Source organism: Acinetobacter sp. YH16053 (assembly GCF_013417035.1).
GTDB lineage: Bacteria > Pseudomonadota > Gammaproteobacteria > Pseudomonadales > Moraxellaceae > Acinetobacter > Acinetobacter towneri.
Genome location: NZ_VPEP01000004.1, coordinates 112,012 through 134,040, shown reverse-complemented (window position 1 = coordinate 134,040; position 22,029 = coordinate 112,012). Strand labels below are relative to the sequence as shown.

The 22,029-nt window shown below is 42.2% G+C and carries 17 protein-coding genes and 1 tRNA gene; 4 read left to right on the top strand and 14 right to left on the bottom strand.

The features are described 5' to 3' along the window. Positions 1 to 33 precede the first annotated feature (33 nt). From yajC to FTV43_RS05475, 3 genes are all read right to left on the bottom strand, one after another. Positions 34 to 363 carry a preprotein translocase subunit YajC gene (gene yajC / locus FTV43_RS05485; protein ID WP_004974939.1) on the bottom strand — a complete coding sequence of 110 codons (330 nt, stop codon included), beginning with the start codon at positions 361 to 363 and terminating at the stop codon, positions 34 to 36. A gap of 103 nt (positions 364 to 466) precedes the next feature. After that, complete coding sequence (gene tgt, locus FTV43_RS05480; protein ID WP_004974942.1) at positions 467 to 1,597, bottom strand: tRNA guanosine(34) transglycosylase Tgt; 1,131 nt, start codon at positions 1,595 to 1,597, stop codon at positions 467 to 469. A gap of 149 nt (positions 1,598 to 1,746) precedes the next feature. Continuing rightward, on the bottom strand, positions 1,747 to 2,574 hold the full coding sequence (locus FTV43_RS05475; RefSeq protein ID WP_179995052.1) for a DUF4303 domain-containing protein: 828 nt from the start codon (positions 2,572 to 2,574) through the stop codon (positions 1,747 to 1,749). Positions 2,575 to 2,750: 176 nt separating this feature from the next. Here FTV43_RS05475 and FTV43_RS05470 point away from each other — a divergent pair, with 176 nt between their 5' ends. After that, positions 2,751 to 3,758 (top strand): sensor domain-containing diguanylate cyclase, encoded by a 1,008-nt coding sequence (locus FTV43_RS05470; RefSeq protein ID WP_179995051.1) that lies wholly within the window; start codon positions 2,751 to 2,753, stop codon positions 3,756 to 3,758. A gap of 37 nt (positions 3,759 to 3,795) precedes the next feature. Here the strand turns inward: FTV43_RS05470 and FTV43_RS05465 are convergent, their stop codons facing one another. Genes FTV43_RS05465 through queA form a run of 3 tightly spaced genes read right to left on the bottom strand, consistent with a single transcriptional unit; the run spans position 3,796 to position 6,476 of the window. Continuing rightward, positions 3,796 to 4,362, bottom strand: coding sequence for a LemA family protein (locus FTV43_RS05465; RefSeq protein ID WP_154320335.1), 567 nt, complete (start codon positions 4,360 to 4,362; stop codon positions 3,796 to 3,798). A gap of 22 nt (positions 4,363 to 4,384) precedes the next feature. Then, positions 4,385 to 5,413, bottom strand: a complete 1,029-nt coding sequence (locus tag FTV43_RS05460) for a hypothetical protein (protein WP_179995050.1) — start codon at positions 5,411 to 5,413, stop codon at positions 4,385 to 4,387. A 25-nt stretch (positions 5,414 to 5,438) separates the two neighbouring features. Next, on the bottom strand, positions 5,439 to 6,476 hold the full coding sequence (gene queA / locus FTV43_RS05455) for a tRNA preQ1(34) S-adenosylmethionine ribosyltransferase-isomerase QueA (protein ID WP_179995049.1): 1,038 nt from the start codon (positions 6,474 to 6,476) through the stop codon (positions 5,439 to 5,441). A gap of 177 nt (positions 6,477 to 6,653) precedes the next feature. Between queA and FTV43_RS05450 the strand changes: the two genes are divergently transcribed. Further along, a tRNA-Leu gene (locus FTV43_RS05450) sits at positions 6,654 to 6,740 on the top strand. A 270-nt stretch (positions 6,741 to 7,010) separates the two neighbouring features. On the opposite strand, the gene FTV43_RS05445 is transcribed toward FTV43_RS05450, so the two are convergent. Both FTV43_RS05445 and FTV43_RS05440 read right to left on the bottom strand, forming a co-directional pair. After that, positions 7,011 to 7,313, bottom strand: a complete 303-nt coding sequence (locus FTV43_RS05445; RefSeq protein WP_179995048.1) for an HNH endonuclease — start codon at positions 7,311 to 7,313, stop codon at positions 7,011 to 7,013. 191 nt (positions 7,314 to 7,504) lie between these two features. Continuing rightward, entirely contained in the window at positions 7,505 to 9,739 is a 2,235-nt protein-coding gene (locus tag FTV43_RS05440) for an NADP-dependent isocitrate dehydrogenase (protein ID WP_167846287.1), read from the bottom strand. Positions 9,740 to 10,552: 813 nt separating this feature from the next. On the opposite strand from FTV43_RS05440, the gene FTV43_RS05435 reads away from it, so the two are divergent. Continuing rightward, positions 10,553 to 11,821 (top strand): sensor histidine kinase KdpD, encoded by a 1,269-nt coding sequence (locus FTV43_RS05435; protein WP_004974961.1) that lies wholly within the window; start codon positions 10,553 to 10,555, stop codon positions 11,819 to 11,821. A gap of 96 nt (positions 11,822 to 11,917) precedes the next feature. Here FTV43_RS05435 and FTV43_RS05430 read toward each other — a convergent pair whose 3' ends face one another. From FTV43_RS05430 to FTV43_RS05420, 3 genes are read right to left on the bottom strand one after another with little or no spacing between them, the layout of a single operon-like run. Next, positions 11,918 to 13,354, bottom strand: a complete 1,437-nt coding sequence (locus FTV43_RS05430; RefSeq protein ID WP_179995047.1) for an efflux transporter outer membrane subunit — start codon at positions 13,352 to 13,354, stop codon at positions 11,918 to 11,920. A gap of 22 nt (positions 13,355 to 13,376) precedes the next feature. Beyond that, a complete protein-coding gene (locus tag FTV43_RS05425; RefSeq protein ID WP_179995046.1) occupies positions 13,377 to 15,350 on the bottom strand; it encodes a MacB family efflux pump subunit in 1,974 nt (657 codons plus the stop codon). 1 nt (position 15,351) lies between these two features. Next, entirely contained in the window at positions 15,352 to 16,686 is a 1,335-nt protein-coding gene (locus FTV43_RS05420; RefSeq protein WP_179995045.1) for an efflux RND transporter periplasmic adaptor subunit, read from the bottom strand. Between the two features lie 415 nt (positions 16,687 to 17,101). Between FTV43_RS05420 and FTV43_RS05415 the strand changes: the two genes are divergently transcribed. Then, entirely contained in the window at positions 17,102 to 17,551 is a 450-nt protein-coding gene (locus FTV43_RS05415; RefSeq protein ID WP_004974971.1) for a bacteriohemerythrin, read from the top strand. 50 nt (positions 17,552 to 17,601) lie between these two features. Here the strand turns inward: FTV43_RS05415 and holA are convergent, their stop codons facing one another. From holA to leuS, 3 genes are all read right to left on the bottom strand, one after another. Beyond that, the gene (gene holA, locus FTV43_RS05410) at positions 17,602 to 18,600 is read right to left on the bottom strand and encodes a DNA polymerase III subunit delta (RefSeq protein ID WP_096902625.1); all 999 of its coding nucleotides are present in this window, start codon (positions 18,598 to 18,600) and stop codon (positions 17,602 to 17,604) included. Between the two features lie 21 nt (positions 18,601 to 18,621). Further along, positions 18,622 to 19,152: an LPS assembly lipoprotein LptE gene (gene lptE / locus FTV43_RS05405; protein ID WP_179995044.1), complete on the bottom strand. Its 531-nt coding sequence runs from the start codon at positions 19,150 to 19,152 to the stop codon at positions 18,622 to 18,624. A gap of 196 nt (positions 19,153 to 19,348) precedes the next feature. After that, a complete protein-coding gene (leuS, locus tag FTV43_RS05400; RefSeq protein WP_179995043.1) occupies positions 19,349 to 21,970 on the bottom strand; it encodes a leucine--tRNA ligase in 2,622 nt (873 codons plus the stop codon). Between the last annotated feature and the right edge of the window lie 59 nt (positions 21,971 to 22,029).

Here is a 22,029-nt window from a genome sequence, read left to right as displayed (position 1 = left end):
GAAAAAGTCGTGCGTGAGCACGACTCTTTTTGATTAGAGGTTGTTTAATGTGCCTTCAGGAAGAACTGAAATGACACTCGCGCGTTGTACTTTTACTTCTACACCACGGTTCAGCTCTACCACTGCAAAATCACCTTCAATTTTCGTGATTTTACCCATAAGACCACCTGCGAATACCACTTCACTGCCTACGCCCAAGCTTTCAATCAGTGTACGATGCTCTTTGGCACGCTTTGATTGTGGACGCCAAATCAGGAAGTAGAAAATTGCAATGAAGACTGCAATCATTAAAAGGTTAGCCACAAGGCTTGGTTGTTGTGCAGCTTCACCTGCTGCGTGAGCGGTCGAAATAAAAAGGCTCATTTCATTTTCCTAAACTAAAAACTGGCGATCAGTGATCTGATAATAAATTGGGTTTGTTCTGCAATTTACCTTGTCTTTTTACTCAGCGCAAATACTGAAAAGACTAATCTTCAGGACAAGGCGGTACTTCTAGGCCACGACGGGCATAAAAGTCCTGTACAAATTCATCGAAAGTGCCGTTATCTAAGGCATTGCGAATATCTTGGGTAAAGCGTTGGTAATAACGTAAGTTATGAATAGTGCCCAACATTGACCCCAACATTTCGCCACATTTTTCTAAATGAAACAAATAAGCGCGGGTAAAGTTCTTGCAAGTATAGCAATCACAATGCGGATCGAGCGGGCTTTGGTCATGACGATACTTACTGTTACGAATACGCACCAAGCCATCGGTTACAAAGTAATGACCATTGCGCGCATTACGGGTTGGCATCACGCAGTCGAACATATCGACGCCACGACGAATTGCTTCCACAATATCTTCTGGCTTGCCGACGCCCATCAAATAACGTGGTTTATCTTCTGGCATTTTAGCTGGCAAATAATCCAGTACTTTGATCATTTCTTCTTTCGGTTCACCCACCGAAAGACCGCCAATGGCATAACCATCAAAACCAATTTCAAGTAAGCCGTTTAAAGATTCAACACGTAAATCTTCGTACATACCGCCTTGAATAATCCCGAACAGCGCGTTGCTGTTTTGTAGTTCATCATGGTGATGGGTTTTACAGCGTTTTGCCCAGCGTAAAGACAATTGCAAAGATTTTTGCGCTTCTTCATGTGTTGCAGGATAAGGCGTACATTCGTCAAAAATCATCACGATGTCAGAGTTCAAAGTTTTTTGAATTTCCATCGAGATTTCAGGCGAAAGAAAAACCTTTGAGCCATCAATAGGCGAACGGAAGGTCACACCTTCTTCTTTAATTTTACGCATTGCGCCTAAGCTAAACACCTGAAAGCCACCAGAGTCAGTCAAAATAGGCTTATCCCATTTGATGAATTCATGTAGACCGCCGTGTTGCTGAATCACTTCTAGCCCTGGACGCAAATATAAATGAAAGGTATTGCCTAAAATAACCTGTGCCTGAATTTCTTCAATATCGCGTGGCAGCATGCCTTTGACTGTGCCATACGTCCCCACAGGCATAAACACAGGGGTTTCTACCACACCATGAGCAAGTGTTAAACGACCACGACGGGCGCGCCCCGACTGACCTAATTTCTCAAACTTCATATATGTTCCAAATCAAGGCGAAAAAACAGTTCGCTGATTGTTCATGCTAAAAGTGCACTATTTTCCTAGATTCTGCACGGAATTGCCAGTTGAGATACGTTTTCCTTGGTAAAAATTGCGAGTAAATATTTTGTTTAAATCCACTGCGTTTACATGGCGTAAAATTGCTGAATACGTTGGGTAATTTCTTCTTTATGTAAGGCAAACTCCCCTTGTTCATGGTTGTCCATTGCAGCAACGTGCTGAATTAAACGCTGAATATATAAATTACTGTCAATAAAACTCGGTTCTAATGTGAGCAAATAAGCTTCATGTGCAATGCTCAAATAATCATACGGTTCCACTTCTAAAAGTTGTGCCAGATCAATCAGCAAGTCTTTATCCACTTGTTGTAGTTTGAGCTTGGGTTGTGCGGTGGATTGTTCCATCGTGGTTTGAGGCGCTTTGTTGTGCAGGAATTCATCGAGCAAAGCACTTGGAGCGTTTAGAAATTGCGCTGAGTGGATTTCTACATCGACCTGTTTGGGCACATGAATAAAAAACAGAATTTGGCTTAAATCTAAGCCATAAGCGCCCGATAAAGATTGTTTAGCCTGCTGAAATATATCCAGTAAAAGTTCAAGATGGTTGTATTGCAGCGTGTCATTGGAATTCAGCAGAGGATTGCCATAGATATGTCGCTGTTTAAAATAATCTGCAAAAATATTTTTAAATTGATGCAGACCGCTAGAATTGTTGGCTTGAGTGCGATAACGCCATTTTTCTATATTCCATTTATTTACTTCAGATAAATATTGTGCTTCATCTTCCTGTTCATTAAACAGGCTGCGTTGGCTTGAAACAGCTAAATAATCGACCCCAAGATATTCATTAAAGACCAGTACACAGGCATAAATTTGGTCTTGTTCATATTGCTCATAGAGTTGGAAAAACTCTTGAATGAGGGTGTTTTTCAGGTTCTGAATATGTTCTAACATTTTATCGGCTTACTTTTTATTTTGGGATTTATGTTTTGAGCAATTGTTGTTTATATTTTGCTCAACCTCATGATTGTGTCAAAGCTGAGAAAAATGTCAATAAGACAAAACAAATTGTAGTCAAAGCTCACTTAAGTTGTTAAATTGTAATTAAAATCAATTCATAGAGGTGGGCTATGAGTGAATTAAACAGTGCACTAAAAGAAGACCAATTCTATAAAACACTTTTGGAAACCACGAATGCAATTCCGTGGCAGATTAACTGGAAAACCAAAGCTTTTAGCTATATTGGCCCACAAATTGAGTCTTTACTGGGTTGGACGCAAGACAGCTGGAAAACTGCACAAGATTGGATTGATCGGATGCATCCTGAAGATCGGGACAAGACCGTGAATATGTGTGTGAGTCTGTCCGATCAAGGCACAGACCACGAAGCGGATTATCGTGCCTTAACCGCTACAGGAGATTATGTCTGGATTCGTGATGTGGTGCATGTGATTCGTGAAAATAACGAAACTGTGGCGATTATTGGGTTTATGTTTGATATTTCTGCGCGTAAACAAATGGAGTTGGAACTCGAAGCGTTGAGTCGCAAAAATCTGGCTTTGAGCTTACAAGACCCGCTGACCTTGGTTGCCAATCGAAAGGCGCTCAGTGAGCGTATAGAAAACGAATTTAAACGTGCTGTGCGTCATCAACATGCATTGTCTCTCTTGTTTATCGACATCGACCATTTCAAGCCTTATAACGACAATTATGGACATTTACAGGGTGATCATTGTTTGATTAGTGTGGCGCAGTTGCTTAAACAACACTTTGCGCGTGCATCTGACTTTGTGGCTCGCTTTGGTGGTGAAGAGTTTGTGGTGCTATTGCCTGAAACACCATTGGCAGATGCTGTACAACTTGCTGAAAACTTTAGGCAGGCAGTATATGCGCTGGAAATTCCACATACCAAGACAGGGGAGATTACCCAAGTCACTGTGAGTATTGGCGTAAATAGCTATCATCAAAATCAGCAATATCACAATGTGGTCGACTTTCTGCATTCAGCCGATGAGTTGTTGTATCTAGCAAAAAACAAGGGACGCAATCAGGTGCAGTATTTGACACAGTCATGTGTTCAGTTGAAATCTGAAAAAAACAGCAAGCTTCGGTGCTTGCTGTTTTTATTTATGCGTTGAAAAATAATTTTAAATGAGCGGTTTAGCATTCAATGGCTTAAAAGTTTGGACGATAATCAAAACTTTGTGCTGCACCGTTGTCCCGAAAGGCACGCACAGGCTTTTTCGCTGTGGTTGCAGTGTTGATCATGTTGTTGGGAAAGACCTGAATATAGTTATTAAACAACTCGACATTGCGGTTATAAATAGTAATCGCAGCACCGACATTTTCGTTCTGCTCATCAATTTCATGCATCATTTTTAAATACAATTGGTCGGCTTTGAGTTCAGGATAATTTTCGACCACCACATTCAAGCTGCGCATCAATTCTTTGCTCAAGGCTTCAACACGTTGTAATTGGCTGACATCGGCATTGTTGATGTTTAGGTTCATAATATTTTGGCGCAGTTCAGTCACTTTTTCTAAAGTGCCTTTTTCCATACCTGCATATTGTTCGACCACTGGCGCAAGTTCTTCAAGCGTTTTTAACTTCTGTCGTTCAAAACTGGTCACATCTGCCCAAGCGCGGATGGTGGCGTTGTGGTGGCGTACGATGTTGTTACGAATCATGATGCCCAGCATCACCAAGACGATGACAACCAAAAGAAAAATTGCGATACCCATGTTTTGCCCCAAGACGATTTTCTTAGTCCAGAAAATCAATCAAATCTGTCTGTAATTGTTCTAAATAAGGTAATTTAAAAGTGCGTAAGTGTCCACGCAATGCGGAAATATCTTGAATATTTTTTGCTTTACTGGAAATTTCAAACAAGTTGCGATTACCTAAAAAACAGAGCGTGTTCCGCTCAGGGTGAAATAACAAATCACCTTGCTGATGCTGAAAAAAATCATCCAGTTTTAACACCATTGCAGGGCTGAGCGTACGCGCCAGTTGAATTGCATCACTGCCAAAAAAGTTGAGTTTTTGATTCAGACAAATATCACTGGTATGCCACGGCACATGATAAGGCGCACCAAAGGTTTTATTGTTTGAGGTAACGGCTAAACCTTGTAGCTGCACATCAAAGACAAATACGCCCGATAAATGTCGCACCACTTCACGTACTTTGTAGTCATTGCCATTTTGATCTTTAATGCGGGTTTCACTGACATAGCGATATTCAAATACCAAAACCTGATGCTGCTTGCCTTGTTGATCTTGCCAAACTGTACTGGCGTAGCGGCGAATTTCATTGGACAGATTCCCCAAATTAAATAAAGGGAACAGACTTTTTAAATGGGCAATCAAATAAACGGGTTGTAGGGTTCGGGCAAGATGTTGCGGTGGTTGCTGCCATGCCAGTTGATAGCGTTGAGCAATGCTTTCTTGTTCTAAAAAAGTGATGACTTCTTGAATGGGGTCGTCTTGTTCATAGGTAATAAATGCCCAGAAGATGCAGCCCAACCCAATCAGCAAGCAGAGTTGCAGCCAAATGTTACTCGGTTGAATCAAGAGCAATAAACAGAACAACACACCAATAATGCCAAGCAAAACAGGCAAAACATTTTCAAACTTGAGGGTGATGTCATCTTGCCAAGGGTGCAAGCCATCCAAAATATCTTGATGGCTTTGCGCTTTTTTTCCAATATCCCATAACCGCGCGATATTACGAAATACCCGCTGATTCTTCTTGCGTCGAATATGAATGGAGTGTTGCACGGTATCGAGCGGCATGGTGGTTTCTTTTACAGTTTGAAAATTAAGTTTGAGCTTGATCAATCAGCATGGCATCGCCATAACTAAAGAAACGATAGCGTTCAGCCACAGCATGTTGATACGCCCGCATGACATTTTCACGGCTTGAAAGCGCAGATACCAACATTAATAAGGTGGATTCAGGCAAGTGGAAATTGGTAATCAAACGATCCACCACTTTAAATTGATAACCTGGGTAGATAAAAATTTGCGTATCACCCGACCAAGCCGCAAGTTCGCCTGAATGGGCTTGAGCTGCACTTTCCACGGCACGGGTAGCAGTTGTACCCACTGAAATAACTTTATTACCTCGTGCTTTGGTTTCACGAATCAGCGCTACGGCAGCTTCAGAAACTTCACACCATTCACTGTGCATGATGTGATTGGCAATATCATCGGTACGTACAGGCAGGAATGTGCCTGCGCCCACATGCAAGGTCACAAAGGTTTTTTGAATGCCTTTATCTGCTAGCTGTTGCAGCAAGGCTTCATCAAAGTGTAAGCTGGCAGTGGGTGCGGCAACACTGGCGAGTTTTGTCGGGTCGTTAAATACGGTTTGATAACGCTCGGTATCAATCGCTTCTGCTTCACGGTTAAAGTAGGGTGGAATCGGTAACTGACCGTAGGCATCCAATACGTCTAAAATAGGCTGCGAAAACTCGACAATAAATAAGTTTTCATGGCGACCTTGTACGGTCACTTTTACAGCATCAGGCCCAATAAACAGTTCTGCACCTGCTTTTGGTGAGTTGCTGGCTTTAATATGGCAATGGGCAATAAATTGATCTTGCAGACGTTCTACCAAGACTTCCACTGCACCGCCTGTGGCACGTTTACCTTTAAGACGCGCTTTCATGACTTTGGTATCGTTAAGTACCAGTAAATCGCCCGCTTCGAGTAAATTCAGTAAGTCGGTAAATTGATGGTCATGATACTGACCTTGAGCATCAAGATGCAGCAGACGAGAGGCGCTACGACTTGCTAGTGGGTAACGAGCAATGAGTTCATCGGGGAGATTAAAATTAAAGTCAGAAAGCTGCATGATAAAAACAAGTTAGAACACTGGGAAAACTGCGCCTAGTATATGCTTTTTTAGGTTTTATGGATGAAATTGGTCGATTATAAATCAAAAAAATGACAGCTGATTTAATTTTAAACAATTGCAAAAAACTTGCGTTGACAAGCTGTCAAAAAAGTTTATTATACCCATCAACACCTACCCGAGGTGGTGAAATTGGTAGACGCGGCGGACTCAAAATCCGCTGTCAGAGATGACGTGTCGGTTCGAGTCCGACCCTCGGGACCATATAAAGGAAAAGCCCTCAAGCATATTAAGACTTGGGGGCTTTTTTATTGTCTGTATATTAATGGGTTGTGCCATTTTTTAGCTCCAGTCTTAATGATTCCATTAGCCACAATTCAGGTGGTCACTTTGGAAAATGAGTACCCAAATGAGTACCTGATTTTTCATTGGTACTCATGGTGGAATCAGATGCTAAGCTTAAATTATTAGATCAATACAATAATCAAATGTGATTGATCGGGTGTCTTATAGGGCTTGTAGTACTTAAAAGCTTTATTCACTATCTAAAGCTACTTTGATGACATCTGCAATTGTCTCAGTGGTGACGCCTCTTTTTCGAGCATTCTCAGAATGGAGCCAAGTTGCTAAGTCATTATTGCCTTTAGATGCATTGCAGCCAATACAGCACAATGCAATATTGGATAAGGTTGTAATTCTTATATCGTTGATAATGTGTTCCCAAGACTTCTTATTGGCTCTTTCAGTGCCAAACTTTTTGCCGCAATATACACAGCACAGGTCTCGCTCCAAGACCGCATCTTCTATGTGCTTTGGTATTCCCCACGAATTTGCCATTTTAGGTTTTCCTTATTTTATGGCTCTAGTTGAATGAAAAATCCTAACCTTTGATAACTCACATTCATAAAATTTAGATCTAAGCATTAAATGAAATAGTTGTCATAACACTATATAAATGAGGGTGTAAAAAAACCAGCACCGAAGCGCTGGTTTTTTACATCACTAACTTAGGTTAGTTTTGCATCAACTTATTGAGCTGCATCAAGAGCAGCATTGAATGTTGCGCTTGGACGCATTACTGCATTCACTTTAGCTTGATCTACTGCGTAGTAACCACCGATATCAACCGATTTACCTTGTACTTCCGCAAGTTCAGCAACAATTTTGTCTTCGTTTGCAGCTAAAGCTTGTGCAAGTGGTGCAAACTTCGCTTTCAACTCAGCATCTTCATCTTGAGCAGCAAGTGCTTCTGCCCAGAATTTTGCCAAGTAGAAGTGGCTGCCACGGTTGTCCAGTTCGCCAGTACGACGTGATGGAGACTTGTCGTTGTCCAGTAATTTGCTGGTCGCTTGATCAAGAGTTGATGCAAGTAATTTCGCACGAGTATTATCTTCTTTAATACCCATTTCTTCTAAAGAAGCAGCAAGCGCAAGGAACTCACCTAATGAATCCCAACGTAAGTGGTTTTCTTCAACAAGTTGTTGTACGTGTTTAGGCGCAGAACCACCCGCACCAGTTTCGTACATACCACCACCCGCCATTAACGGAACGATAGATAACATTTTCGCAGAAGTACCAAGCTCCATAATTGGGAACAAGTCAGTGAGGTAGTCACGTAAGATGTTACCTGTTACAGAAATGGTGTCTAAACCACGCGCAACACGCTCAAGTGTATAACGCATCGCACGAACTTGTGACATGATTTGAATATCTAAACCAGTCGTGTCGTGATCTTTTAAGTATTTTTGAACTTTCTTGATCACTTCGTTTTCGTGTGGACGGTACGGGTCTAACCAGAAAATTGCTGGCATACCAGAGTTACGTGCACGTGTTACTGCAAGTTTAACCCAGTCGCGAATAGGTGCATCTTTCACCTGACACATACGCCAGATGTCGCCTTCTTCTACGTTTTGAGTCATCAACACTTCACCAGTGTCAATATCAGTGATGTTTGCAACACCTGCAGCAGGAACTTCAAAAGTCTTGTCGTGTGAGCCGTATTCTTCAGCTTTTTGCGCCATCAAACCTACGTTTGGCACAGTACCCATCGTACGTGGGTCGAAGTTACCATTCCACTTACAGAAATTGATCATTTCTTGGTAAATACGCGCGAAAGTAGATTCAGGCATTACTGCTTTACAGTCGTAAGGTTTACCGTCAGCACCCCACATTTTACCGCCACCACGAATCATTGCAGGCATAGAAGCATCTACAATTACGTCGTTTGGAGAGTGGAAGTTGGTGATGCCTTTTGCAGAATCCACCATTGCAAGTGCAGGGCGGTGTTCTTGGCATGCGTGTAAATCTTCGATGATTTCTTCACGTAAAGAAGTTGGTAAGGTTTCGATCTTTTCATAAAGACCTGCCATACCGTTGTTGACGTTAATGCCAAGTTCTTCAAACAATTTACCGTGTTTTTCAAACGCTTCTTTATAGTAAATTTTCACACAGTGACCAAATACAATTGGGTGTGAAACTTTCATCATGGTCGCTTTTACGTGTAAAGAGAACAAAATGCCTGCTTCTTTACAATCATCCAATTCTTTTTCATAGAAGTCGCAAAGTGCTTTCTTGCTCATGAACATAGAATCGATGATTTCGCCATCAAGTAACGCTACTTTTTCTTTCAATACAATGGTTTCACCAGAATGAGTGATGAGTTCCATTTTTACATTACGTGCGCGGTCAAGCGTCATCGATTTTTCGCCATGGTAGAAGTCACCTTCATCCATGTGTGAAACGTGAGTTTGTGACCATTGCTTCCATTCACCCATAGAGTGAGGGTGTTTTTTTGCATAGTTTTTCACTGCAGCAGGTGCACGACGGTCAGAGTTACCTTCACGTAATACAGGGTTTACTGCTGAACCTAAGCATTTACCAAAACGAGCGAGTAAAGCTTTCTCTTCTTCAGTATCCGCATTTTCAGGATAGTCAGGAATTGCATAGCCTTTTGCTTGTAATTCCTTGATACATGCAATTAACTGAGCAACTGAAGCACTGATGTTCGGAAGTTTGATGATATTGGTATCTGGATCTTGCGTGAGACGTCCAAGCTCTGCGAGGTTGTCGGCTACCTTCTGTTCTTCGCTTAGGTATTCCGAGAATTCAGAGAGTACGCGTGCTGCGACAGAGATATCACTCTTGACAATCTCGATGCCAGCAGGCTTAGTAAAGGTCTCAATGATCGGCAGTAGAGAGTAGGTCGCCAACAATGGCGCCTCATCGGTCAGTGTATAAATGATTTTTGACTTTCCACCAGCCATATATAGCCCCTTGCTTTGATTGAGTTTTTTAGGAGCGAGATAATGACTCAGCCCCTGCGAACCGATTTGCCTAATTTAACCTTGAGAGTATCGACTCTCTATGCATTTCAGTCAACGTAATTACAGTGATGACGCCATTTCGCTACGAAATGATGTGTCGCATTTGTGCGAATCAAGACACGGTTTAATGTAAAAACGAGCCTATTTAAACCTAAAAATCGCCTTGAGTATTTAGTGTTGAAATACTAATCAAATCGTATGATGAAGATATGACATCAAAAATATATGTATATTTTATTATAAATTAACCAGTTGAGGGTTCGACTTAAGTCGAATGTTTGATAAATAACCGATGAAAATGATAGGTGAATATATTTATTCTATTTATTTTATATATTTATCAATATGTTGCTTCTATTTTTTACAGTATGAGGTAATGTAAATTCTTGTATAGAAGTTGAGATTTTCTTTAAAAACGGCTGCAAATCTACAGATAAAAAGCCTGATTGAGACTTTAAAAGTTTAGATCTATTTTTATGGTCTAAATTTTACAAAAATCGGCGTATTTTTTGGTGCTTTGAAGCAGTTCGATTCCTCTGAAAGCGTGGTTCATCATGATCTCAACTCTTATTCATACATAGATGAAAAAATCAAGTAGTAAAGAAGAAATGCCGAGTTGTTACGCAGTTTTTTAAATTAGTTTGAAAGCTTGTGTTTTGTGTTAAAGTTTGTAGGTTAACTCTGAATTCAGTGGATGAGTTTTGTAGACAAAATAATTCATAGGCGCGGCACACTTTAATTAACGAGGCAAAAATGAAAATACAGTTGCTGGAAATTGGTCCTGAAACGGAGCAACTCAGTGCTTGCACACTCTCGTTATTATTGGGTGTACATACGCCAAGTAACCAAATTGATGGTTTTTTGAAGTTTGCCCGTCAAATGCTGCAAGTCGATCATGCCATTTTGACTTTTAAAAATGAGCCGTACATCTGGTATTCCACCAATCAAGTTTTTAAAGCCTTTCGTGCCAACCCAAACGCACGGTTAGACGCTTTCTTTCAAGGTCAGCAACTGATTGAACCTCAACATCCTCAATATGCAAATTTTGTGCAGCACATCGCAAGTTTGGGGATAGAAGCCGCGCGCCTAATCGCACTGGATTTACTCAAAACCGATGGCGAGTCGATTGGGCAGTTGTTGTTATTTGATCATCGTGAAGAAGCGTTTAGTTTAGGTGCTTTGCCGACAGTGGCGGAGTTTGCTGCAGGTTTGGTGCGTTATATTGAATTAAAAGTTGATTATGCAAGCTTAAAAGAACTGTATGAACAGCAGTCTGCATTGAATTTTAGTAAAACCAAATTTTTCCAAATTATTGCGCATGATTTGCGCGCGCCATTTCATGGCTTATTGGGGTTTTCGGAAGTTTTAGCGCAAGAGCGCGAAACTTTGGATGATTCTAGTATTCAAAATATTGCCGACTATTTATTCGACACAGCACAATCGACCTATAACTTGCTAGAAAGTTTATTGAATTGGGCGATGGCAGAGGGTGGACGCTTTGTGTATCACCCAATTAATTTTGAGTTAAAGCAATCGACCAAAATTGTTTGCGATGTGTTGAAAAGTTTGGCAATCAAGAAAAATATTGAACTGATTGATCAAGTTGAAGAAGGCATTAAAGTTTATGCCGACATCAATATGATTACCTCGGTGATTCAAAATTTGGTGTCGAATGCGCTGAAATTTACCTTTACCGATGGCACAGGCAAAGTCATTTTACGTGCAGAGCAAACAGAAACCAGTGTGGATATTTATATTCAAGATACGGGTTTGGGCATGACTGCACAACAACTCGAAACGCTGTTCGAGCCTAAACTTACTGTTAGTTTTAAAGGCACTGCAGGTGAAAAGGGTATTGGTTTAGGTTTGGTGTTGTGTAAGCGTTTTGTCGATTTGAACCACGGGCAAATTGTGGTGGAATCGAAAGAAGGTGTGGGAACGACTTTTAAAGTCAGTTTGCCAATTGCGACCAGTAGCCATCAAGTATTAAGTAAAGAAGCGTTATTATCTGAGAAAACTTAATTTCAAAGTTTATATACAAAGCAAGCAAAAGCCTGTGGATGTTTAAAATCATCCACAGGCTTTTTTTATCGTGATCAATTTAGATCAACTCTTGCATTATTGAATGTTTTGAATCGGACTACCACCCAACGCTTGCAATAAAGTCACATAGGCGTTGTATTGGTTTTGCTTGGTCTGCAATAAACTTAAACGTGCATTGCGGGTGGTTTCTTGTGCATCTAGCAGGTTTTTTAAGGCAATCGCACCATGCCGATAACGCACCTCAGTTAATCGTTCAGTTTTCTCTGCCAGTGCTAAATTGCGGCTTTGCAGCGCGACTTGTTGATTCAGCGCGGTTCGTGCTGACAGTGCATTTTCGACATCGGCAAAGGCTTTATATAAAGTTTGTCGATATTGCACAATGGCTTTTTCATATTCCAAAGCATTCACTTTTAGATCGCGCTGCATATCATTCCATTGCAAAAATGGCAGGGTTAAACCTGCACCTAAAGTGGCAATTGGGTTTTTTAGGGCATCGCTTAAAGAGGTATGCGCGCCTGTACCGACACCTGTACTGAGTGTGCCTGTAAGACTGATGGATGGGTAATAACTGGCTCGATTGGCATCTTTATTGGCCAAGGCTTTACGTAAACGTAATTCGGCTGCACGTAAGTCGGGACGACGTGACAGCAGTTCTGCAGGTAAGCCAGCAGTAATATTCGGTAAACGAACAGCGGCTAAACTCTGTGGTTCATTGATATTCAACATTTGCACAGGTTGATGCAGTAAAACTGCCAAGGCGGTGCGTGTTTCAACTTTTTGCTGTGCAATTTGGCTCAAGGTTGATTTTTGACTTTGCAGGGCTTGTTCGGCTTGGTTTAAATCCAATCCTGAAACTGCACCCGCGCGATATTGCGCACTGACCAATTGATACGTTTTTTGCGTACTGGCAAGGTTTTGTTGTGCGACAACATAGCGTTCATTTAAATAACCCAATTGCCAATATAAATTGGCAGTGGTTGCAATCAGGCTTTGTGCGGTGGCTTGTAAGTCTTGTTCGGTGGCTAAGGCTTCCCAACGTGCAGCTTCAGTCTGATTGGCAAGTTTACCGAATAAGTCCAATTCATAGCTCAGTCCGGGATAATTCAGCGAAATCCCACGCGCTGTATCACCATTGCCCTCTAAACTAAATTGATGCCCTGTAGAAATACCTGCATTGCCAATCTGGACACCTTGCTGACTTTGGCTTTGTTTGGCTTGTAATCTGGCTTGTTGTAAATTCAGTCCTGCAACCGCGAGGTCACTGTTACGCGCCAAGACTTGTTCAACCAATTGATTTAAAGCAGCATCGTGAAAGAGTGTCCACCAACGGTCTGTATTTAGTTGTGCAAGGACTTGCTGGCTTTTTTGCTGCTGCTCAAACTGTTGAGGAATATTTACAGCAGGTGCCTGATAAGGTGTTTTGACTACGGCTGCACAACCCACTAAGCTGCTGCCAAGAAAAAGCGCAGTGACGAGTTGGCTGAATTGTCGTGACTTCTGGTTAAATCGCATCATCATTCCTTACTCTAATTCCTTATTCTCTAGATAGCGCATCGACAGGGTTCAGTTGGGCAGCATTACGTGCAGGAATAAAACCGAACACAATTCCAATCAGGCTTGAACAGACAAAAGCGGCTACAATCGAGGTGGTGGAGTACGCCATTTGAAAGGTTCCACCTGCCACATGATTAATCAATTGCCCAATTCCGAGTGCGAGCAAGACGCCAAGTACACCGCCTAAAATACACACTAAAATGGCTTCAATTAAAAATTGCTGCAAAATATCGCTTTGTCGTGCGCCGACTGCCATGCGTACCCCAATTTCTTGGGTGCGTTCTGTGACAGAGACCAACATGATGTTCATTACGCCAATTCCACCGACCACCAGTGAAATCACTGCAATAGCAGAAACCAGTAAGGTCATGGTGGCGGTAGTTTGTTGGATGGTTTCACGGATACTGTCGGCATTTTGAGTAAATACATCCTGCGCACCATGACGCTGTACCAACAGACTTAGGATGGCATTTTCTGCTGCAGCACTTGGATATTCATCTTTGACTCGTACAATAATGCTGCGCACATGGCTTTGGCCAAGCATGCGGCTCATTACCGTAGAGTAGGGCAAATACACATTTAAGCTGTCGGCATTGCCCATCATGCTTTTTTGTTCTTCGACCACGCCAATAATACGGCTGGGTACGCTGCCCAATAAAATTACTTGCCCGACAGGGTTGCTGCCATCACTAAAAAATGTATTTTTGGTGTTGTGATCAATCACCACATCTTGCGCTTGTTCCAGCACGCTGTGTTTGTCAAAAGGCTGACCCGACTGGAAGTTCATGCCGCGCACATAGAAAAAGTCTTCGCTCACACCATTGACTGTGGCAGAAGCCTCGGTGTCTTTAAAACGTACTGTGACGTTGCTATTGACCGATGGGCTGACCCCATCCACATAAGGTTGTTCTGCCAAAGCATCGGCATCGGCAGGAATTAGGGTTTTAAGCTGAGATGAGCGCGAGGTATCACCAAAACCACGCCCCTGAAACACGGTAATGGTGTTGGTACCTAAACTGCTGATGTTCTCTAAAATTTGTTTCTGTGAACCATTGCCAAGTGCCACAACAGATACAACCGAAGCGATCCCGATAATAATCCCGAGCATGGTTAAAAAGGTGCGCATGCGATGCGCATTCATCGCCAGTAGCGCCATGCGGAAGGCTTCACCTAAACGATCAAATACAGAACGCCAAGCTGAAGTTCTTTTTTGTGGTGAATGTTGCAAAGTTTGTTGGGTAATATCATCTTGATCGGCAGGTGTGTTGGGCTGATCAGAAATAATAAGCCCGTCACTGATTTCAATAATCCGTGTGGCATTTTTAGCGACATTATGGTCATGTGTGACCAAGATGATGGTGTGACCTTTGGTATTTAGCTCACGCAAAATCCGCATCACTTCAATACCGCTATTCTTGTCGAGTGCACCTGTGGGTTCATCGGCAAGAATCACATCGCCACCATTCATCAAGGCACGTGCAATGGATACACGTTGTTGTTGTCCACCTGAAAGCTGACTTGGGCGGTTTTGGGTTTTATCGGCTAGACCTAAGTCACTGAGCAGCGCAGTCGCGCGTGTTTGTCGCTCTTCAACATCGGCACCTGCATAAATTGCAGGCACTTCGACGTTGCCCGCAGCGCTTAAATCACCCAATAAGTGATAGCGCTGGAAAATAAAACCAAAATATTCACGACGTAGCTGTGCCAATTCATCGGCTTCAAGTTGTCGGGTTTCGCGTCCTTTGACTTTATAGCTGCCCGTGGTGGGTTGATCCAAACAGCCCAAAATATTCATGAGGGTGGATTTTCCCGAACCCGACTGACCTACAATCGCAACCAATTCACCTGGGTAAATCTTCAGGTCAATGCCTTTGAGAATCTGCACTGTAGATTCACCCGCAGGGAATTCACGGGTCAGATTGGTGACCTCTAACAGAGGTTGTGACTGACTCATCTTACATTCTCACTGATGGGCCAACACGACCACCACGCTTCGCCGCATCATTTGAGGTATCAGAACCATCGGCAATAATGACTTGATCGCCCAGTTTTAAGCCACGAATGACTTGTACCGTTGCACGGTTGTTTAAGCCAAGCAATACCGATTGTGGACGAGCTGAACCATCAGCTTGCAGTACACGTACCATACCTAAAGAGGCTTTACCTTGATCAATCAAGGCTTTTTCATTGGCAGTCAACTCCAAGCGGGCAGGGCGTTTGGCAGAGCTAGCATTGGTATTGTCGCGCTCAGCACGTACGTTGCTGTCTGAATTATTGCTGTTGCCACGACTGCGAGAACGGTTTGCACCTTGTACCGCAGCAGCAGGAATGGTCAGCACATTGCGTGCCTCTGCCAATACAATGGACACTTGTGCGGTCATATTGATGCGTAGCTTGCCGTCTTCATTTGGTACGTCAAATAAAGCGTTGTAGTACACGGCAGAACTTGAAGATGATGACGTATTGTTATTGCTTTCGGTATTGATGGATTTGGGTGCAGGTTCTACCTGACGTAAAGTAGCGTAATGTTTTTTCTCACTGTTGCCCAAGGTGGTGAAATAGACCGTTTGTCCCTCTTCGACCTTCATTACATCCGCTTCAGAAATTTCTGCTTTTACAGTCATGGTGTCAAGTTTGGCTAATTTAACAATCGTGGGCGCACTTTGATTGGCGTTCACGGTTTGACCTTCTTCGGTCACAATTGCGACGACAGTGCCATCCATTGGGGCAAGAATACGGGTATAACCTAAATTTTCTTTAGACGTGTCTAAAGTTAGGCGTGACTGTTCAATTTGAGCGTTAATGGCAGCAATTTCTGCTTGTGAAGTTTTATAGTTGGCTAAGGCAGTTTCAAGTTCAGCACGTGAGGTCGCATCTTGCGCATACATGGCTTGTTGACGCTGATATTCTGCTGCGACTTTAGCAAGATTAGCTTGTCGAACCGCCAATTGTGCCTGTTGGTTTTTAATGCTGGCTTGTGCTGTTTTAAACTCGTTTTCCTGTCGTACAGAGTCAATTTGGGCAATCAACTGTCCTTGTTTGACCTGATCGCCTAACTGAACATACATTTTTTTGACTTGACCCGAAACTTGCGCACCAACGCTGACCATTTTGGTGGCTTCAAGTACGCCTGTTGCCAACACCGCACTTTCAATATCTCCACGACTTACTTCGGCAGTAATGTATTGCGGTTGTTGTTCTTTCGGTTTTAAAAAATACCAAGCGGCAAGTGCCAGCATTAGCGCAATGATAATTCCCGCAATAAGTTTGGTCGATTTTATTTTTGGCATGAGTCAAAAAACAGAAAAAAAGAAATTAAAAGGATTATAGAAGTGAAATAAGGATAAATCGTGAATTTTTTAAAGAAATTGCAAATGAGAATTATTTATTAGTGGTTTGAGCTAGATTTAATACAGTCTGAGTACGGTATTACATCCATAAAAAAGTGAAAATAGCATCTGTTAACGAGGTGGGGGTAGTTTGTTTCATCTCTATGATAATTTTATGAATTTTTATGATAAATGCTGAAAAATACAACTATGGTCTAAGTTGCTTAAAAAACCTTATTTTCTATATGGATTTAAGAATTAAAAGCAGCTAGTATCAAATTCCATAAAATAATTATGGATTTAATCATTAGGATAATACGGCATCGGGACGATGCAATAAAACATGACTTTAAGCAAAAAATCTGAGGGGTAAATCATGGAGTGGAGTGAGAAATTTAATATCGGAATTGATGTGATTGACAATCAACATCGACAAATTCTGGACTATATTAATGCGCTGGAAAAAATTCGGGCGACAGGTGCGCGGGAGCAAATCAAAGAAGTCTTGGATGACTTGATTGACTATACGCAATCGCATTTTAGCTTTGAAGAAAACTTGTTGTCACAGGTCAATTATCAATACTTACCATCACATCGTGGTATTCACGAACTCTTTGTGAAGCGTTTGAATGATTGCCGTCAGCGTTTTGCCAATGGCGAATCGGTAGAACATGATTTGTATCGTTTGTTGTCTAAATGGTTGATTAACCATATTCAGCATGATGATCAGGATTATGTCGATGCAGTACGTGACAATATGCTGCATTATTTGCGTTCACAGGAACAGAAAAAAGGTAAAAGTTGGTTTGCACGTTTCTTTAGCTAATCCTCTGAAAAGCAGATGATTTTAAAAATTATTTGATGAAGTCTGCTAAATTAAGCCGAGTGAGAAGCGAACAGTGTTTTACCACAGAGTTCTGTAATGGCTTGTAGCACCAGATGTTCAGGGTTTTCCTTGGACATCCCTTTTATGGCGGCATCAATACGCAATAACAGGGCGGGCCATTGCAAGAAACTATTTGGATTTAAACGTCGCAAAGCTTGCTGATAAACACTGACTTTGTTTTTCCAAATACCCAGTTGCAAAGCATTTTGTGGTTGTTCAAATAATTGCATCAGTAAGCGCATTTCTTTGCTGATGCTCCACAAAATTAAACTCATGGCTTCACCCGAAGCCATGAGGTATTGAAAAATTTTCATGGCTTGCGCTAGATTTCCCGCCAGTAAAGCATCATTTAAATCGTAAGTGCTATAACGGGATTGATCTTGTAAACAGGCATGTAAATGTTCAATCTGAATCTGCTGAATTTCAGGAAAGGTGTCACTGACCCGCATTAAGCTATTTTTGGCAGCCAAAAGGTTGTGTTCATGATGTTGTTCCAACCATTGCCACGCATCATGTCCTAATTGAATGCCAAGCTTTTCTGCTTCCAAACCTAAAATCTGCTGCCGATCTTTAGGATAATTCGCCGTAAGCGCAACATTGACCCCATTGGCATCAATCAACTGAAAAAAACTGGATTTCAGACTATTGTTGTCTTGTTTCGGCATTACCACCAACAGCAAGTTTTGTTCATTGTGTTGAATATAACTTTTCAGTTGTTTTAGTGTGCTGGCATCAGGCTTGATATTGCCGTGTACTTCAACCGCCAATTGACTCGAAAATAGTGACAGACTGTTTAAGGCATTGAATACATTTTTCCAATCGCTAACGCTATTTAAATCATAACGCTGACGTTCAATATCCTGTTTTTGCCAACTGGCACGAAAAGCATCCAGCAAGTTTTGTTCGAGTAAGGGTTCTTGACCATGCAAAATCCATACGCCACGTGCTTCATCGACACGTTTGAGGGCTTGTAGATAGTCAAGTTTCATAAAAAATTCGCACTCGAAAACTTATTTAGGGGTTGAATACACAGGTGGGTTGACCAAAGGTAAACGGTTAGATGAAATTTGACGCACAATTTGCTGCGCAACATCATCAATAATCACTTCTCTTAAAAATTTTTGTTCTTGATCATCAGTGTTGACAGTTGCCACATCATATTGGTAACTACGGCTTGCCATGACGGTACGGGGTTCAGTCACAGGGTTGCCTTGCGCATCTTCAATGCGGAACGTCACACTTAAACGTAATAAAGTTTCGACCAATTTGCCATTCAGTCTTAGGCGTTGTGGAGTGTATTCCAATACACGCAACACGTAGGCATTAGGGTCATTACTGAGTTGGACGCCTGCTGTACCCATGTGAATAGAGAGTTTTTCTTCTAATTCTTCGGCATTGCTAGGGAGTGCCAGACTCATTTTTGAATAAGCCACAGGTGCAATGCTTGGATTGGTGCCTTTAAGATGAAAACCGCAGCCGACTAAGCCAGCACTGAGTCCACAAGTTAAAACAATGACTGCTAGACGTTGGCTAAAGTGCATGTGCTGTCCTCTGTAATATTCTTGAAAGTTTAAAAGCGGAAGTTGAGAATATCTTGATTGTAGGTGCAAAGCTCGTTGACTGACAACGGGCTTTGTTTGGAAATTGTTTTAATTCCTTTTTTGTAGGAGGGTTTAGGGGGATTGTTTTATAAAATCCCTCCAAACCTCCCTTTAAAAAAGGGAGGTTTAAAAGCACTTAAACCACCAAATTCACTAGCTTATTCGGTACCACAATTTCTTTCTTGGTTGGCCCAGTCAAGAATGGTTGTACTTCTGGTAACGCTTTGGCAAGTGCAAGAATGTCTTCTTTAGATGCATCTACCGCTACATCAAGCTTGCCGCGTAATTTACCATTTACCTGCACCACAATAGTTTGAGTATTGCGGGTTAATGCAGACTCATCGACCACAGGGAATAGGGTAGAGGTTAATTCAATTCCGAACTCTACCAATAAGGTTTGGCTCAAGTGTGGTGCAAATGGCGCAAGCAAGGTCAATAAAGTCACAATTGCTTCACGTTCAACCGCAAGGTCTTGTTCGTTCTGCGCTTCAAACTTGTTGCAAGCATTCAAGAGTTCCATCAATGCTGCAATTGCAGTGTTGAACGCATGACGACGCTCAATATCATCGCCCACTTTTTGAATGGTTTCATGGGTTTTGCGACGTAAGTCTTGTGCTGCTGTAGCAAGTTTGCTGCTGTCTATTGCAGTTGCATTGCTGCCTTTTTCAAGGAAACCTGCCGCCAAACGCCAAACACGTTTTAAGAAGCGGTTCGCACCTTCAACACCTGCATCTGACCATTCTAAAGACTGATCAGGTGGTGCAGCGAACATCATAAATACACGTGCAGTATCTGCGCCGTATTGGTCAATAATGGCTTGCGGGTCGATACCGTTATTTTTCGATTTCGACATTTTTTCCTGACCGCCAACAATCACAGCTTGACCATCGCCCATGTATTTTGCAGAAAGAACACGACCTTTTTCGTCTTTTTCAAGCTCGATATCGGCAGGGTTAAACCAAGTTTTCTTGCCGCTTTCTGCTTCGCGGTAGAAGGTGTCAGCCAAGACCATGCCTTGAGTCAGTAAGTTGGTAAATGGCTCATTGCCTTGTACCACGCCTTCATCACGCATAAGTTTGTGGAAGAAACGCGCGTACAATAAGTGCAAGATGGCGTGTTCTACACCACCAATATATTGATTAACTGGCAACCAAGTTTGCGCAGCTTCAGGCTTGACCATGCCACCTGTAAAGTCTGGAGATGCGTAACGTGCGTAATACCAAGATGACTCTACAAAAGTATCTAAGGTATCGGTTTCACGACGTGCTTCGCCACCACAGCATGGGCAAGTGGTTTGATAGAATTCAGGCATTTTATTTAACGGGTTGCCTGAGCCATCTGGCACAACATCGGTAGGTAAAATGACAGGAAGCTGATCTTCTGGAACTGGAACTTGTCCACATTTTTCACAGTTGATCATTGGAATTGGGCAACCCCAGTAACGTTGGCGTGAAACACCCCAGTCACGTAAACGGAATTGTACTTTTACGTTGGCTAAACCTTGTGGCTCTAATTTCGCTAAAAGTGCATCAAAAGCCGCTTGGAAATCTAAACCATCAAATTCGCCTGAGTTGACCAGTTTACCTTCTTTAGAACCGTACCACTCTTGCCATTGGGTTGTGTCAAAGTCCGCATCGTCTGCACCTTTGGCATCAATCACCTGAATAATTGGCAATTGGAATTTATTGGCAAACTCAAAATCACGCTCATCGTGTGAAGGTACAGCCATCACTGCGCCAGAACCGTAAGACATCAACACATAGTTGGCAATCCACACAGGTAATTCTTTACCTGTTACTGGATGCTTCACAAATAAGCCAGTCGCCATGCCTTTTTTCTCGGCAGTGGCAAGGTCAGCTTCTGCCACAGAACCCATGCGGCATTCTTCAATAAAGGCTTTTAATTGTGCATTGTTTTCTGCTGCTTTTAACGCCATAGGATGTTCTGCAGCAACAGCCACATAAGTTGCACCCATTAACGTGTCAGCACGCGTTGTAAATACAGTCAGACCATCTGCATAAATTTCAGGATTTGCCGATGGGAATGTGATTTCCATCCCTTGCGAACGCCCAATCCAGTTGCGCTGCATGGTCAAGACTTGCTGTGGCCAACCATCTTTTAAAGTTTCTAAATCGTCTAATAATTCTTGGGCATAATCGGTAATGCGGAAGTAGTACATTGGAATATCACGTTTTTCTACCAATGCACCTGAACGCCAACCACGACCATTTTCGACCTGTTCATTGGCCAAAACTGTTTGATCGACAGGATCCCAGTTGACTGTCGAGAGTTTGCGATAAATTAACCCTTTTTTATACAGTTGCACGAATAACCATTGTTCCCAGTGGTAATACTCTGGGGTGCAAGTGGCAAATTCACGATCCCAATCTATTGCCAAACCTAGTTTTTTCAATTGGTCGCGCATGTAGGCGATATTTTCAAAAGTCCATTTAGCTGGGGCAACCTGATGCGCAATCGCTGCGTTTTCAGCAGGTAAACCAAAAGCATCCCAACCCATAGGTTGTAAGACTGTTTCACCTTTTAAACGGTGAAAACGGCTAATTACATCACCAATGGTGTAGTTACGCACGTGACCCATGTGCAGTTTGCCGCTTGGGTAAGGGAACATCGAGAGGATATAACGATGTGGACCTTCGACTGTGTCGGCAACTTTAAAGGCTTTGCGAGATTCCCAGTCGCTTTGGACTTGGGGTTCAATCGCACTGGCTTGATATTCAGGGTCAATGTGAGTAGTCATAAGGTTAAATCAGGAATAAACGGTTAAAAAAAGTGTGTCACACAGCATAGCGCAAAATG